This window comes from Paenibacillus sp. P4_A7, assembly GCF_056402455.1.
Window position 1 is genome coordinate 1 of sequence record NZ_JBFUHJ010000105.1, and the last position, 15,473, is coordinate 15,473.

Here is a 15,473-nt window from a genome sequence, read left to right on the forward strand (position 1 = left end):
GATGCCACGAAAGTTTACAGCGCGCGCAACATGCATCTGCTGGGCAATGTCGATCCCGACAACTAAATGCTGAGCAGTAATTTTTTCAATGAGCTGATTTTGTCTCGCTTGCGATTTAAACTTCATAATAGAGCGTCCTCCTGGATGATGGAATTTTTAGGGCTATGACCCGTTGCGTACTTCCATCGTACCGAGGCGCTCGTTTTTTTGCAAAGCGGAAATTTAACGCTCTACAGGAATGCTAACGGGGAACGATAGCTATTCCATCAAGGCTGCTGACATCATCGGCAGCTTTTTTTCACCTATGGGCAGTAATGTTGAACAAATTTTTAGAAAGAGTAAAAATAATTAGAGAATGAAAGGTGAATAAATTTGAATCAAAACAATAAAAGAAAAACTTATAAATTCAACGAAGACGATATTTTAGAAATTTTAACTGAATATCTTGCAGAAGAAAGTGGATTTGAGACATTTCGATCAAGAGCAATCCTTTTGGGTACGCCAGGAAAAGACTTGAGGTTAATTTCAGTTATTAGTGATTTAGAAGACGATGATATTTCCAAATTAAATTTAGAGGATATCGATAATAAAATAGAATTTAATGGTTCGCATTGATATTATAAAAAACTTGTTCTTTGTTAAGCTAACTGGCAGTATAGTTGAATTGAATTAAGGAAGATACTAATATCTTCGCGAATAATTCAATATATCTTTTGGCTAATTATGAAATACGTAACCCGTCTCATCCAGCTTATTATACGAATTCCGCTAATAAGACCGTTTATGCAATGGGACAAAGATTAAAGACATATTTTAAAAACTATAAAAACATAAGGAGACTTACAATGAGAATTGGATTATTAATTGTAGATATGCAAAAAGTCTTTTTACAAGGTCAAAGAGAAAAATTTAATGTTGAAATTGCATGTGAACACATAAACTATGTCGCAGACCTACTTCGTTCAAAAAATCATTGTGTTATACATATTCAGGATATTGAAGGAGCAGAAGATCTTAACTCTGAATTACTCGATATCATCTCGGAGATCAAAGTTGAACAAAAAGATATCAAGATTACTAAAAAAGTATCGAATGCGTTTTGGAATACAGAATTAGAACAGATATTATTAAAGCAAGAAATTGGTTTAGTTATTGTGGCAGGCTTTGCAGCAGAGCATTGTGTTCTATTTACTTATAATGGTGCAAAGGAAAGAGGCTTTAAGACAGTGATTCTTCAAAATGGAATTATAAGTGCAAATAGTGATGTGATTAATAATACATACCGGGATAGAAATATAATCTCTTATCCAATAATTGAGTTTATAGTAAAATAAAAATTTTGCAGGTAACTCAAGAAGGCCCCTGCAGTATATAACACCTTATTCATGCTGCGGACCTTACGGCTTGATCCGTCCGAGGTGTTGAACTAACGAGGAACTATAGCTTAGTCCACCCCTTGTGAAGGCAGCCGATATCTAGCGGCTGCCTTTCCCCGAGAATGGGCAGGATCGTACGAGCATAGCGAGAAATAAATAATGTAAGTTTATTTGTAAGCTGGGATTTTACTTTCATTTGATCGGCCATCCAGAAACATAAAGGACGTCTTTTTCTTTGTCTGTTTGTTTATCGAAAGGAAGGCAAACGCGCGGCAAACGATATATGTTCTTGTCCTCTGTCGGAGGACAAGAACATACACCCATATGAAGACGTCAAATTGGCGGATTTTTTGTTTTTATGATAAAAGTTCTTGTCCCATGTAGGGGACAAGAACTTATATCGTTAACCGAAAAGGACAAGAACATGTATTCATAGCCGATTTGATGAATATCTAAAATCTAAAGACTGAGGACAAATGAAGTCCTCCGATACATTGAAAACATTTTTAAATGGCATGATTTTCCGATTCACCAGATTATCAAATGGAAGATCGACTTCTAATATCATTGATTTCCCGATCTCCTCAGCAGCCATAATATGCTAGACTACCTATATATCACTTTTTAGGGGACCATAACACGATGAAGACATTTACCATCTTGTACATTGAAGACGATCAGGAAATCGGTTCCTGGTCCAGGGACTTTTTAATAGGTCAAGGCTATGGGGTGATCTGGAAGACTTCGGGCCAAGATGCGGAGGTAGTAATAGAACACTGCGATCTAGTCGTTTTGGATATTATGCTTCCGGGTTTGGACGGATTCACGGTCGGTCAGCGGCTAAAACGGATCAATCCCGCTATGCCCATCCTGATGCTTACGGCCAGAACCTCAATCGAGGATAAGCTTACAGGCTTGTCTTTTGCCGATGATTACATAACGAAGCCTTTTCATCCGGATGAGTTGGCTGCACGTATCCAAGTCCTCCTCAGGCGTACCGGCGCTGCGGAAACGGAACAGCTTCAGATCCGGCATTTAACGATCGACCGGAAAGAAAGCCGTTTATGGAATTCCGAAACCAGGGCAGAGATTGTGCTTACAGGTAAGCAGTTCCATATATTCATGTATTTCCTGGACCATCTGAATCACATATTGACCCAGAAACAGATTTATGAATCTGTTTGGGGCGAGCCGCATTTGGACGGAGATAAGACGCTGACGGTGCATATCCGGCATCTGCGCGAGAAGATCGAGTTGGATTCCGGTTTCCCCAAAATTATCGAAACAATCCGTGGCGTCGGATACCGGGTGCGATCATGAGAATCCGAGGCTCTTTAATGAGGAAATACCTGTTCCTTATTTTGACCGCCTTGCTTCTATGGCCGGTCATTCCGGCGATGTTTTATTTGCCGGTCTATTTATTCAGGGAGCATGCGCTGTATGTTCCTGAGGAGATCAGCCGCATGTGGCGGCAAGAAGCAGTCAAGCTGGACGGTGCTAGTAGGGATAAGATACATGAAAGGCTAAACAAGTTGAACGAAGACTATCCGGATGCTGAGATGTTCTGGGTGGACCAGTCGGGGAAGAAGTATCCTGTCATGGACCACCCGTCGGATATTCCCGAGCAGTGGACATATGAGGATACTCTCTCATTTTGGGCAAAACACCGTGAACGTGAGACGTTTGCCGTAACGTCACTCATCGGAAACGATCCGAAGCAGGGGGTTATGGTGATTCAGATCCCCGAATCCCATATTCTGTCTGCAGAAATGTCGCTATCAAGAAACGCGCTGCTCGTTCTTCTGTTCTTCGTAATCTATCTGTCCTTTTTCGTGCTGTCATGGCTCTTCTTCGTTCGTCTTCGCAGAAGACTCATCAAGCTTCAATCAGCGATGACAGTAAACAGGCTGAAGGATATTCCGGATGAAGTCACCATAAGCAAGGACGACGAAATCGGAGAACTCGAAGGGGCGTTTAATCGGATGGTACGAGAGCTTAAGGACAGCCGTAACCGGGAGAGGAAGGAGGAGGAACTTCGCAAGCAACTTATTTCGAATATTTCCCACGATCTCAGGACGCCGCTGACCGTGATCCGGCAGCATACCCATACTGTTCGGAAAGACCCTTCTTCCTCCCGGGGACAGGCTTCGCTTGACGTAATCGAGCACAAACTGGATGAAGTGAGCAAGCTGATGGATAACCTTCTTTCGTACACACTGCTGTCCGCGGGAAAGTATCCGTTGCGCGTGCAAACGATCGATATAGCTGAAGAAATCAGGAACAGAGTCGCCGAGTGGTATCCGGTATTCGAAAACAAGGGCTTTGAGGTCCTTGTTGAGCTTCCTGAGTGGCCGCTGAGATGGGTTGTAGATCCGTTGTGGTTTAACCGGATCCTTGACAATGTGTTTCAGAACGTGATGCGTCATGCTGGGTTGGGTCGGTACATAGGCATTCAAATCGTTGAACGAAAGGGGCAGTCGATGCTTGTCATTCAAGACAAAGGTCCTGGTATCTCTGGCGAGTCACCTGAAAAAGGCGCGGGGATCGGTTTGGCCATCATATCGATGATGGCCAAGGAGATGGGCATGCAGTGGAAACTGGAATCCTACGCAAACGGTAGTGCATTTTATATATGGTCGGAAAAGAAGCTGCAGCGTGAGTCATCTTAGATGATTTGCATGCGGTTTCCTTTTTTTAAATATAACATTCCATTTGGATCTGGGGCTCTAACAACTTCCGGATAAAACAATTTAACCTAAACTTAAACTTGAGGTCACTTTACTTTTCGATTCATGAAATAGAATGGGATATGGGGTGATCAGAAAAGGTGAATTTATAGGGAATTGAGTGGAGTTCGATCTGGACCGCTTCAGTGGTTTAATATGGTACGATATCGAAACCATTGGAGAGTTGTTTAAGGAGGTAAGAAAACATGCAGTACGACAAGAAGGTAACGGCGGGGCGGCTTGCCCCGCAATGGATGAAGATGCGTAGGTTTTGCGGCTATGGCGCCGCCATAGCGGTGATGCCGTATCTTCTGATTAAAATCGTCTGGACTTTCGGTCTCTTCATTCCGACCGAGCAAATGGGCGATGCTAGCTGGCGCGCGATCAACGCAGCAACTGCTGTTCTCTCTATGGTCGGCATCCTGCTGGCGCTGGCATTCAGCAGGCCGTGGGGTGAACGGTTACCCGCCTGGCTGGTTGCCCTCCCCGTGTGGATAGGCACTGGTCTGCTCGTTCCGATGCTGTTGCTGGCACCGGTGCTTGGACCGGCCGCCATGACTCGGGACATGGCGGCAGGCGCAGCCGACATCTGGACCTACGAACAGATATTCGTCATGGTCTCGCTGATCGGGGTCGGTATTTTCCTGCCGCTTGCCTTGGCGGGATACACCAAAGCGCGGTGGCCGGAGGCGCTGGGCGGTCCGACCGACATGGAATTGCCGGGACACACCCGGGATATGCAGATCACCTTAGGCAGGCTCATCGCAGCTGGCTGCATAATACTGGGTGCCATCAAGATGTACTGGGTGGTAGGCGGTACCCTCGGCATCGAGCCTGCCATGCTGGATGACCGCGATATATGGTGGCGCCTGCTGTCGTTGAGTACCGGCGTGTGGGCCTTCGCGGGGGCGTGGGGCTTGCTAACGCTTACTTCCCGCCGTGGCTCGCGGAGGTTCCTACCCCCCATGGCGGCGGCATGGATCTCGTCGGGAATGCTGTTCTCTTACAATCTCTTCAACCGCTTGTCCACTTCTCGCACCGATGCCCAGCCCGCCCCGGAGCACCCGCTGGCACAAGTGCTGACCACGGAGGCAGGCACCATCCTGGGGGTGATGATGGGGATGATCCTCCTTCTGGTGCTGCATGATCGCCGACGCGCCTTGCGCGGCGAATCAGTTTGAGGCGTAGTAGCAAATACAGCTGATTCCAATTGAAAATAGTAAGAACAACGAATAGCAACATTCCTATGTCAGTTGTCAGGTGGGGTGTCTTTGTGGACCGAAAGGATTGCGGAAAACGTTCAGCTAACGGGACAGTATGACAAGTTCTACTATAAGCGACTAACTTCGTGAAAAGCAGGAGATTACAATGAGTAATCTTAACTTTACAACCGAGGATGGGAATGACGGAACCATGTATCCCGAAACCATTCCGCCAATACTCCTGCGCGCGTCATGACTAACAGGTCATGTGGTGTGAAGTACAGGTAGATTCGGCAGAACGAAGGCTAGAGCCATTCGAATAGAAAAGGTATGCCAACGGATATGCCGCGTGGCTGAAAAACTGGATAGGGTGAGAATGTTCAAACAGACTGAACTGACAAACTTCCGAATGTACAGGTCTAAAGTTAGAACATATGGAAACATATGTACCATCAAACGATGGGGTGGGCGGCGTAAAGTAAAAATTTTTCCTATGAAATACGCTATGCCGAACAATGGCGGCATTGGTCTCACAGGCTTAGAGGAAGCACCTAAGTCCAGAAAGAATAGCTAGGATGTAAGGGGCTTGGAAAGCAAGGGACGTTGCAACAAGGGCTGTTACCCGAAACGGTTGTTATAAGGCGCATGCCGAAATACATTAATCCTTGTGAGGGCAGGGGCACGACTGATGAATCTCCTGTAATGGGAGTGGAGGAACAGCCCCAAGTCTAACTGAAAAGAACGATCATTTTCCAAGCGTGAATTGCACCGGTCAGGTAGGAATGTGGGAACATCACTTCTTCAAGAAGGGGATGCCACAGTGCAAGCTACTGGGATGACTTAACGGTCCATATCCTTGAGTAACGAGGAACTTATGATCTAGTACATTCAGTTAGAGGGAGCGCGGAGTGCCGGGAAACTGGCACGCTTCGTGTGGAGCAGGGGAAAAGCTGGAAATCACTTCAAACGCTTACCTATTGCAACCGATAGTTCAATCACAACACTACGGCTGCCGGCCAGAACGATCGGCTACCGTCGCCACGCTAACGGGCATCCAATGCCGGCCCGGAGGTTTACCGCCGTTTGCGACCATACGACCCTATGATTTTGGCAGGGCGGTTGGGAGAGGACTATCATAGCCGATTGAAACGTTGGATTGACCGTTTTCAATGGCGTTGCAACGAAGTATCTGCAACATTATTTGACTTGGTTCCGTTATGTTGAGAGCAAGGAATATGAGAATACAATGACCAATAAGAAAAATATGTTGATCACTTCTTGCCTGTTCACTGTAAAGGAGACAAACACCAATCTTCGACGGTCGGCTTTTTCTTGATGAACTATCGGGCAGTAATGGTTATTAGGTAATTGGGTTATCCTGGGTAATAAAATGAGCAATTGGTAAGAAATCATAACATTTGTTACATGCTATGATATAAGGAATTTCGCATGAAAGGAGAAATCAAAATGGCAACAAACAATATCAGTGAACCGGAGAATGATAATGCCCTTACTCCACAAAATCCGTCTAAACCTGATCCTGCAATGGGACGCTTGAATGTCTTCGTAGGGAAATGGAATACAGAGGGTGTGATTAAAGCGAGTCCGTCCGGGCCAGCTTATCAGTTGAAAGCAGTAGATACCTACGAATGGTTGCCCGGGGGTTATTTTCTTATTCATCATGTTGATGGCCATATGGGGAAAGATGAGGTTAAGGCTATTGAGATCATTGGCTATGATGCTTCCAGTCAGAATTACACAACACACTCATATGACAACCAAGGCAATTTCAGTGCATACCAAGCGAACCTACTCGACCGTGCCTGGACAATTTTTGGGAAATCGGAGCGATTCACAGGAATGTTTAGTGAAGATAGCAACACCTTAACAGGTAGTTGGGAGCTGTCAAACGACGGTAAGAATTGGGAACAATGGATGGACATCAAGTTGACTAAAGTCATCTAGCTAAAAAATCCTCTACTATTTATATTCTGTTGAGGTTCGAATACGAAATTAGTATCAATGGGCTGCTAAAAGTGGCACCCCTATCAACTTAACTAACTGATACGTTAGCTCAACTAACCGCCTTCCTTAGAAGGCGGTTAAATTTAACCCAGAATCAACATTAAGGTTTAACTTAGCCTATTGATAAAGTGAAGAAGAGTGACCCTAATCATAATATGAGAGTAAATAAGAAGACTAATTGGAGATAAGTTGATGATACGAAGATCTATTTTAATATTTATAACGTTAATCGTATTCCTTGCTGGTTGTAGTAATGAACCGGAACAGAATACCTCAAAAGTTCAGAACCCAACAGATTCAAATCAACGTAATGAACCAAAAAAGAATACCTCAAACATACAGACCCCATCGGATTCAATTCGAACTAAACCTCAGACCCCCTTATTAACAGATGAACAAATATTAATGAAACCTCCAGGGCGATTTGCTGGTTCTAATTTTGATGAACAGAAAGTTCAAGAGGCTCTAGACCAATTACCAAGCGATTTGACAGCTGATCAATATGAGGAAGAACTACTCCTCCTATTGGCTGAAGACTATCGCCCTTACGTGTCCACTTTTATTGATTTTGAATCCGAAGTTACAGTGAATAATCCACGACCTAATGAAAAGGTTACATTACCCACAAGCAGGAAGCTGCATATTTCAATCTTACTTGATGCCAGTGGCAGCATGAAAGCAACGATTAACGGGAAATCAAAAATGGATTCTGCAAAAGAAGCTATTCAAAGTTTCGGGGATAAGTTGCCAAAAAATGCAGAGGTATCTTTGCGGGTTTATGGACATAAAGGAACAGGAAGTCAGAAAGATAAAAAAGTATCCTGTAGCAGTACAGAAGAAATCTTTCATGGTCAAGGTGAGCAGACCAAACAAATAAAAACGGTACTTCAAGATGTAGAACCAGCTGGATGGACACCAATTGCTAATGCCCTAGAATCCGTAAAACAAGATATTAATCCTGAAACTACGGATTCGATCGTCTATGTGGTAAGTGATGGAATTGAAACCTGTGGAGGCAATCCCGTACAGATTGCAAAAGAGCTTAACCAATCGAAGGTTAAGACCGTTGTGAATATTATTGGCTTTGATGTGAATAATGAAGGGCAAAAAATGCTTAAACAGGTTGCTGCATCTGGTGGTGGAGAATTTACTTTCATTGATAATGAAGAAGCATTAAAAAAATATCTGAACAAAACGTATGATAAATTACGAGGCGAGTGGACGAGATGGAAAGAAAAAGGAGCAGGGGAGGCAAATATACAAAAAGAACAAAAACAGGGAACACTCAATCAAACCCGTGAAACAATGCAAGGCCTTGCGGTCAAAGAAAATTCTAATCAGCTAGCAGCCCTTAAGTATCTGGAAACAAAAAAAAGAGATGCTTTCCCAAAGAGTGAACTCTTTAAAATGATTACGGAACGCAAAAATTTCGCTTGGAGTTATGCTAGCGATACAGGAAAGCGTTTGTATGACGAAGTTTCAAAAAGTGGAAATAAGGTTAATAACGATATAACTGATGAAGGAAATAAGAATATCGATGAATTGACTAATAAGAAAAATAATTAGCGGATGCGGCGTAATCCATCTAGATTTGAGACCAGCGCCTTTTGCCACATTTTACAAGGATGCATATAATACTAGTATCCCGAGAGTAATAGATTAGGTTCAATTTGCGGGTGTTACTCAATAACCCTCCGCTCCGATCGATCGGTGACCATGATATCATGAATTCATTTATTTACTCATGGCCGGACCGTCGTCAAGGGAGACGTCCCGCTGGCACGGTGTCGGCATTCAAAGGAGGCGACAGTAGGTGAATACGATCTGGTCCATTCGAACCGGAATTCGGGATTTCCTTGAGGCCATCCACCGAACTAGCCAAGCATGGATTGAGAAATATCCGTTTATTAAAACGATGTATACGATTTTTTCATGGTTGTCGCTAATCATGTTTGTTTTAAGCTTGTTTTTCGTTAAAGAATCGCGTACCATGATGGTTCAATATTTATGGTCGTTTTATGTTTTGCTGCAATTTTGGTTTCTGTGCCGAAGCAAAACGATGCCGTGGAAGCCGATCGTTCTGTTCGTACTGGCAGGCGTTTTTCTTGTCGTACCGTTCACGACGCTTACGGTCAATGCTCTCCACGTGCTTTTCGGCGGAAAAACGTCCGACACTTGGTCCATTGCCGTGATTACGCCGATTTTCGAAGAGTTGTGGAAGCTACTTCCGCTAGGCATATTCCTGTTGTTCTCGCGTCGAGCTTCCGCTTTGAGCTTGAGCGATTACACGCTTATCGGCGCGGCGACGGGCGTCGGCTTCCAAATGATGGAAGAATTGTCCCGAAGATGGCTAAGTTCCGGTATTCTTGCGGAAAAGTATGGCTATAGCTTTACGATGCTGGGCGGCGAAACAATACACTKGGATTTTTTCTCGCTGTTTCCAGGGCGTTTCGAAGAAAGTTTGTTTCCGACGCTAATGACAGTCGGTCATCCCGTACATACCGCCATGATCGCGCTTGCGTGCGGAATAGCCTACCGGCTGAGGACAAGACTGACGAAATGGGTTTTTCTGTTCCCGGCAATCATGTTACTGTGGTCCATCTTGGATCACGCGGCTTATAACGGCCAGCACGAGCTGCCGGGTTGGGTGTTCCGGCTTCATGAGTGGACCGGCAGCGGTTATAAAACTCAACCAGTCTTCCTGTTGATGTTGGCCGCATCGCTCATTGCCGATTACTGGTTGCTGAACAAAATACGAAACCGCCTTACGTCGCTGCCGAACGAGCCGCTTTTTAATCCGTTTACCGAACTGTGGAATATGATCCGCTCTCTTTGCCTCGACCGGGGGAAATTCATATATTGGCTTGGCTTTTACCGGGAGCGCAGGGAGCTTGGATTTCATTTGCTCTACGGGAACGAGGAAGCGGCCGATCGGAAGGAGTCTATCCAGGCTCGGGTGAAAGCTCTTTGCCAGGTGCTGACCGGACTCGCAGTGATTCTGCTTGCGGCCGGTTTGTTCGCAAGCATCGGGGCTCATACGGGCGGAGGGGAAACGGCATGTTTCGCCTGCATGTTCGATTCGCTGCAAGATTGGTGGGATCGGCTGGAATGGTATGAACAGGGCGCGATCGTGCTCGGGGCCCTTGCCCTGTCACTGCTCTTCGTCGGATTCTGGCCGGCTTTTGGCTTCGCGATGACGTCGATGGGAATCGCCGGGAGCGGACATGAGATTGCCGGTTATATCCGCAATCCGAAGAAGCTGCTGACTCCCGAAAATGCGCTTGGCGTGGCTGTAGGCATTGTACTAAGCCGAATCCCGTTCGGCAAAGCTCTAAGATGGGTGGGGATGAAAGGGCGCGGGTATGTTCGCAAGCTTCTGGATAAGCTCGGTTCCCGGAAGCCGGATGACGATACGCCGAATAAGAATAAAGCCGATGAGGGGATGGGTAAAGTTGAAAATGCTTTACCTAACCTAGAAAATGCAAAGATAGACCCTCGAAAACTTACAGACTACGCTTTGAATCCGGAACATCCCGTCGGACGCAACAAAGCGAAAGTTTTTGATAGTGCTCTAGGGTACAATAAATCCAATGCCGATGACTTGATGAAACAGGTTCAAGAGAAGTTACCTCAGAGTGAAGCTGTTTTGGGTAAAGCGGACCAATATGGACAAAGGTATACTGTAGATATGCAGATAACAGGTCCAAATGGAAATACAACTACAGTTAGAACAGGTTGGATTCTGAAGCCGGGTTCAGATGTACCGGAGATGACAACAATATATGTAAAGTAGGTGATTAAATGAGATTTAACGAACTCGATACTGTCGTGGTATTGAATGATTACCCAAATGAAGGATTAAAAAAGGGTGACATCGGAGTGATAGTTTCAGTGCATACAACTCCGAATGAAGCCTATGAAATCGAATTTGTAGATGATACAGGTATTACTATAGCTATGATTGTACTTCAGCCCAATGAAATTGAGCTGTATGTGGGTTAGTTGTATGGTGGGGCTACCCAGTGCCGATGAACCCATCATTAAACCGATAACACATATAACCCATGTGATACCTGTATAAAGATTTCGTCATTTCGTTTGTACGCACAATAATGCTTGATAATTTATAACCCAAATAACGCTAAAGTGTTACATAAAACAGGTCGATTATGGTCAGATACCACCATGATTGACCTGTTTTTTGTTATCTTCGTTTTCTTGCGTTTTTTCAAATTTACCCGCTACTGTAGAATACCCCTACAGCGATAGTGAGGGAGAGGAAGACTGAATCGCAACTTTCAAGATGCATAGCACGACAACTATAGTAAGGGCGGTAAAAAGAAGATTACTTTATCCGCAACATAACTGACCATTGCAACGATGATTACTTTGTTAAGAACAATCTGGTAACGTGCCAGTCAACATATACAGGTAAGGATACGTTTTAGGCTAGCCGCCTGCCCTCTAATATAGTCCGAAATTCGTTAAAAAATTTCGGTTGGGGGCTGAACATGGAAGACGTACAAGTTTCGATTGACCGCATTGTAGTCGAGTTTACGGACATCTACTGGTCCATCAGGATTAACAAAGTACTCTCCATAGATTCTCCTAATCTCAAGGTGATGAAATCCTGCGAATGAGTGAGTATATGTGAGATAAACCCTTAATACTGAGGGACGGGTGACGTTAGTTAAACAAATAAGGGCAGTTTGCTGCGGCAGCTGCTACCTTTATTTATTAAGTCAACTGGCAGGATAACGGAACAGTTTAGAGGGAATTTTTGTTTAAACCAAACTCGCCCTTAAATAGTTAAAATATAACACTTATAATTAATGGGAAAAGAAGAAAGAGGTGACGACTCTATGCTAGCAGAACGTCCTAGCATTATTCTAATAACAGGAATAATGGCAAGCGGAAAATCAACAGTAGCACAGTTACTTTCCGAACGGTTTGAGAAATCGGTGCATTTACGAGGAGATATTTTTCGGAGAATGATCGTTAATAACCGCAAAGAGGTGCAGCCAAACGCGGGAAATGACGAGATGGATCAATTACGGCTCCGGTATCGACTGGCCGCGCAGTCTGCGGATGCCTATTTTCAAGCTGGATTTACTGTTGTAGTTCAGGATGTTGTAATTGGTCCAATGCTGAACGATTTTATTTCTTTCATCCAAAGCCGCCCCTTCTATGTTGTGGTTCTTTGTCCGAACTCGTCAATCGTCAAACAGAGGGAAGCTGCCCGTTTAAAAAAAGGATATGTTGTTTGGACTGTGGAAGGGCTGGACAGTCTGTTACGAAATGAAACACCCCAAATCGGAATGTGGATAGACTCATCTGAATTGACACCTGAAGAAACCGTTATTGAAATTGTAACGAGATTGCAGGATGAGGCGCTTCTAACGTAAGAGATTCAACTAACGGGACACGATAGCTAAATAAATGACAACGGTGCAGTCCACAACGGTACGCCCAATTTTTATTGATTTGAAAGGGCAGTTACTTATTTTAGAAYGGCATGATTGCGCAACATTCAATGTGACTAATACGTCGAAGTTAACAAAGCATACTAGGGGGGAACAGCATGAACAAAATGAAATTTTTTAGCTTTTGCTTATTAGTCAGTGTTACGATTTTAAGTGGTTGCAGTCAATCTAGTAAAGAAAATGCCGATGCCGATGCGACTGCTCTACTGAACGAACTAAGCGCGAATTCAGACGTAAACTCAAATGTCCCAACCGCCGGAGCAGCAAAGGAAGAAGGTTTCACTGAAATTGAGGCCATCGCAATGGTTTTAAAGGCACTTACCAAGGGATTAGATGGACAACCTTCTATCGATTTCCCAAATAAATCTGGGGAGACAAAGAAAGTAGAAGCTCCAATCGGCGGCAAGGCAGGAACAACAACAAACTTGGAATTGACAACGAACGTTGAAAAAAAGGAAGACGGAACATTTGTGGTCACGCTAAAGAAAGATTGGAATGTAAAAGTAGGCAACAAAGAAGCGGTCAGCTATTGGGAATATCAAGTGAATTCAAAAGGAGTCAAACTATTAAAAATTGAAGATAATGACAATTTGATTGCGATAATAAAATAGATCAACGTTGTATGTTTCCCTAACGGATAATGATACTTTAATACAGAAGGCTGCCAAAACGTACGGTAGCCTTCGTTACGCTAACGGGCAGGATAGTGAAACAATTAGCACCGCATTTATTTCCGCTTATTGGGAAAATTAAAATATCCCATTGGCGAGGTGTTATCATTTGATGAAGGTGATTTTGGCATTCGTATTAGCATTCACGCTAGTTGTCCCGATCAATAATTCAGTTATGAGTAAAGAAGCATCATCAGAATCCAATACAACGCCGCAATGTCAGTTAGTGCAACAAGCCTTAATGATTGAACTCTATCCGAAAATAAGGAGCGTCCTCAGAGAAAGGTATCGCACTGATTTTCTCTTCGGAAATGCTCGCGTGCTACCGATAATAAATTCGGATAACCTTGTATCTGAATTCAAGATAGAAGGAGAAGTACTTACAAAAGATAACAGCTCTGAAACAGTACAGATTACCTTTCGGGCGGATGTAGAAAAAGGGTATAAAGCCGATGGTATGAGCGTTGTTTCTAAGCAACCAAGTGAATGAGGTTGGACCAGAACGTTAAACTAACGGAGAACGTTAGTTCAATGAAGGACTCGATACAAACGATGAAGGAGCTACCGCGAAAGTAAGTTGATATTTATTTTTTGAATAAAGTTAGAAAAAAAGCTGATGCAAATTAAATGCATCAGCTTTTTTAATATACACAGTCTTAGTTGCAGTGCTCCTCAATTTTAACATTATCATTTTGTATGATGACATTTGAGTATCCAGATAAAGATTCCGTGTATGAACATATTGATTTATTTGTAACTTCCCCTCGTGAATCGGTATATTTTATGTATATCCGACCCACTCCAGTTAATTTAAGGTTTGGTGTAACCTTTAATTTCTTACCGCTCTGAATCCCACTATCGTCAAGATCTTTCGATTCCAATGAATCACTTGTGATAACCCCTGTTTCAACAGTTACAATATCATAATCAGATTGATTATCTATAGTCACCGTGAAGCTTCTAAATTGATTGATAAAGTCTAAATTATTTCTAACTATAAAAAAGATTCCAGCTAATATAACAAACACTAATCCAATGATAATAATTGAAATGTACTTCCTATTCATTTTATTCATATCCTTTATAATAAGAGAAACGAAATTTACCCAAAGAATGTTACAACCATTGTTTTATATTCTTTATTCTGACAGCTCTTGTACGTAGACTTCTTCTGAGAACCATTGTCCTAAACATTTGTAAAAAATAAAGGTTTTTGTACAGATGTCCTAGTTATAAGCGTTAAGCACGGGCAGTTTAGCGTGGCTGACCGACACTTACATAACTTTACATTATCGCTTTATTACGGTAATATATTAGAGGAGTAAAGCGATAAAGGATGTGGTCTTAATCGAATTCATTCGGCTAGCAATACCAAAAAGCAATACCTCAGTTAAGAAGGGAGTTTGTTATGGTGCGAGAGGCATTAATTAACAGAAAAACAAAAGAAACAGAAATTAAACTTGAGCTTAATCTCGATGAATACAGTGAAGGCAACATCAACACGGGAATTGGATTCTTTAACCATATGCTCACGCTTTTTGCTTTTAGGGCAGGAATAAAACTAAATGTGGATTGCAAAGGTGATTTAGAGATAGATGGGCATCACACGGTTGAGGACATTGGAATATGCTTGGGGCAAGCAATCAAAAAGGCTATAGGGGATAAAATAGGCATAAACCGTTATGGTAGTTCGCGAATACCTATGGATGAGAGCTTAGCATTAGTGGATTTGAGTATATCTAATCGCTCTTTTTTAGTGTTTAACGTGGAAATGCCGTCAACACGATCAGGCGAGTTTGAAACCGAATTAACCGAAGAGTTTTTTCTCGCTGTAGCGCATAATAGCGGGATAACCATGCACATCAATTTGGAATACGGCAGAAATACACACCATATAAATGAGGCAATTTTCGTGGCATTCGGCGATGCGTTGAAGAAAGCAATTAGGATAACAGGCGATGTTATTCCGTCTACGAAGGGTACGTTATCA

At 43.3% G+C, this 15,473-nt stretch carries 14 protein-coding genes; 13 read left to right on the forward strand and 1 reads right to left on the reverse strand.

Features of this window, described 5'->3' with window-relative positions; all coding sequences use genetic code 11:
• Nucleotides 1-372 precede the first annotated feature (372 nt).
• The 12 genes from AC1DWN_RS15045 to AC1DWN_RS15100 all read left to right on the forward strand — a co-directional run bounded on the left by AC1DWN_RS15045 (nucleotide 373) and on the right by AC1DWN_RS15100 (nucleotide 13,973).
• Nucleotides 373-615, forward strand: coding sequence for a hypothetical protein (locus tag AC1DWN_RS15045; RefSeq protein ID WP_477559714.1), 243 nt, complete (start codon nucleotides 373-375; stop codon nucleotides 613-615).
• Nucleotides 616-845: 230 nt separating this feature from the next.
• Nucleotides 846-1,334 carry a cysteine hydrolase family protein gene (locus tag AC1DWN_RS15050; protein ID WP_477559715.1) on the forward strand — a complete coding sequence of 163 codons (489 nt, stop codon included), beginning with the start codon at nucleotides 846-848 and terminating at the stop codon, nucleotides 1,332-1,334.
• 684 nt (nucleotides 1,335-2,018) lie between these two features.
• On the forward strand, nucleotides 2,019-2,696 hold the full coding sequence (locus AC1DWN_RS15055) for a response regulator transcription factor (RefSeq protein ID WP_477559716.1): 678 nt from the start codon (nucleotides 2,019-2,021) through the stop codon (nucleotides 2,694-2,696).
• Nucleotides 2,697-2,713: 17 nt separating this feature from the next.
• Nucleotides 2,714-4,045 carry a HAMP domain-containing sensor histidine kinase gene (locus tag AC1DWN_RS15060; RefSeq protein WP_477559717.1) on the forward strand — a complete coding sequence of 444 codons (1,332 nt, stop codon included), beginning with the start codon at nucleotides 2,714-2,716 and terminating at the stop codon, nucleotides 4,043-4,045.
• Between the two features lie 263 nt (nucleotides 4,046-4,308).
• Nucleotides 4,309-5,283 carry a hypothetical protein gene (locus AC1DWN_RS15065; RefSeq protein WP_477559718.1) on the forward strand — a complete coding sequence of 325 codons (975 nt, stop codon included), beginning with the start codon at nucleotides 4,309-4,311 and terminating at the stop codon, nucleotides 5,281-5,283.
• A gap of 1,488 nt (nucleotides 5,284-6,771) precedes the next feature.
• Entirely contained in the window at nucleotides 6,772-7,269 is a 498-nt protein-coding gene (locus AC1DWN_RS15070) for a DUF1579 family protein (RefSeq protein ID WP_477559719.1), read from the forward strand.
• A gap of 252 nt (nucleotides 7,270-7,521) precedes the next feature.
• Entirely contained in the window at nucleotides 7,522-8,895 is a 1,374-nt protein-coding gene (locus AC1DWN_RS15075; protein ID WP_477559720.1) for a VWA domain-containing protein, read from the forward strand.
• Between the two features lie 247 nt (nucleotides 8,896-9,142).
• Nucleotides 9,143-11,122 (forward strand): DUF6883 domain-containing protein, encoded by a 1,980-nt coding sequence (locus AC1DWN_RS15080; RefSeq protein ID WP_477559721.1) that lies wholly within the window; start codon nucleotides 9,143-9,145, stop codon nucleotides 11,120-11,122.
• Nucleotides 11,123-11,130: 8 nt separating this feature from the next.
• Nucleotides 11,131-11,331: a DUF4926 domain-containing protein gene (locus AC1DWN_RS15085; protein ID WP_477559722.1), complete on the forward strand. Its 201-nt coding sequence runs from the start codon at nucleotides 11,131-11,133 to the stop codon at nucleotides 11,329-11,331.
• Between the two features lie 860 nt (nucleotides 11,332-12,191).
• Nucleotides 12,192-12,734 (forward strand): AAA family ATPase, encoded by a 543-nt coding sequence (locus AC1DWN_RS15090; RefSeq protein ID WP_477559723.1) that lies wholly within the window; start codon nucleotides 12,192-12,194, stop codon nucleotides 12,732-12,734.
• Between the two features lie 176 nt (nucleotides 12,735-12,910).
• Nucleotides 12,911-13,423, forward strand: a complete 513-nt coding sequence (locus tag AC1DWN_RS15095) for a hypothetical protein (RefSeq protein ID WP_477559724.1) — start codon at nucleotides 12,911-12,913, stop codon at nucleotides 13,421-13,423.
• Between the two features lie 172 nt (nucleotides 13,424-13,595).
• Entirely contained in the window at nucleotides 13,596-13,973 is a 378-nt protein-coding gene (locus AC1DWN_RS15100; protein WP_477559725.1) for a hypothetical protein, read from the forward strand.
• A 166-nt stretch (nucleotides 13,974-14,139) separates the two neighbouring features.
• Here AC1DWN_RS15100 and AC1DWN_RS15105 read toward each other — a convergent pair whose 3' ends face one another.
• Nucleotides 14,140-14,550, reverse strand: a complete 411-nt coding sequence (locus AC1DWN_RS15105) for a hypothetical protein (RefSeq protein ID WP_477559726.1) — start codon at nucleotides 14,548-14,550, stop codon at nucleotides 14,140-14,142.
• A 344-nt stretch (nucleotides 14,551-14,894) separates the two neighbouring features.
• Here AC1DWN_RS15105 and hisB point away from each other — a divergent pair.
• The coding region (gene hisB / locus AC1DWN_RS15110; RefSeq protein WP_477559727.1) for an imidazoleglycerol-phosphate dehydratase HisB at nucleotides 14,895-15,473 on the forward strand (579 nt) is incomplete at its 3' end.

Excerpts from the sequence above, each read along its gene's own strand:
- AC1DWN_RS15050 (WP_477559715.1), top strand. The coding sequence starts at position 846 with ATGAGAATTGGATTATTAATTGTAGATATGCAAAAAGTCTTTTTACAA.
- AC1DWN_RS15055 (WP_477559716.1), top strand. The coding sequence starts at position 2,019 with ATGAAGACATTTACCATCTTGTACATTGAAGACGATCAGGAAATCGGT.
- AC1DWN_RS15060 (WP_477559717.1), top strand. The coding sequence starts at position 2,714 with ATGAGGAAATACCTGTTCCTTATTTTGACCGCCTTGCTTCTATGGCCG.
- AC1DWN_RS15065 (WP_477559718.1), top strand. The coding sequence starts at position 4,309 with ATGCAGTACGACAAGAAGGTAACGGCGGGGCGGCTTGCCCCGCAATGG.
- AC1DWN_RS15070 (WP_477559719.1), top strand. The coding sequence starts at position 6,772 with ATGGCAACAAACAATATCAGTGAACCGGAGAATGATAATGCCCTTACT.
- AC1DWN_RS15075 (WP_477559720.1), top strand. The coding sequence starts at position 7,522 with ATGATACGAAGATCTATTTTAATATTTATAACGTTAATCGTATTCCTT.
- AC1DWN_RS15085 (WP_477559722.1), top strand. The coding sequence starts at position 11,131 with ATGAGATTTAACGAACTCGATACTGTCGTGGTATTGAATGATTACCCA.
- AC1DWN_RS15090 (WP_477559723.1), top strand. The coding sequence starts at position 12,192 with ATGCTAGCAGAACGTCCTAGCATTATTCTAATAACAGGAATAATGGCA.
- AC1DWN_RS15095 (WP_477559724.1), top strand. The coding sequence starts at position 12,911 with ATGAACAAAATGAAATTTTTTAGCTTTTGCTTATTAGTCAGTGTTACG.
- AC1DWN_RS15100 (WP_477559725.1), top strand. The coding sequence starts at position 13,596 with ATGAAGGTGATTTTGGCATTCGTATTAGCATTCACGCTAGTTGTCCCG.
- AC1DWN_RS15105 (WP_477559726.1), bottom strand. The coding sequence starts at position 14,550 with ATGAATAGGAAGTACATTTCAATTATTATCATTGGATTAGTGTTTGTT.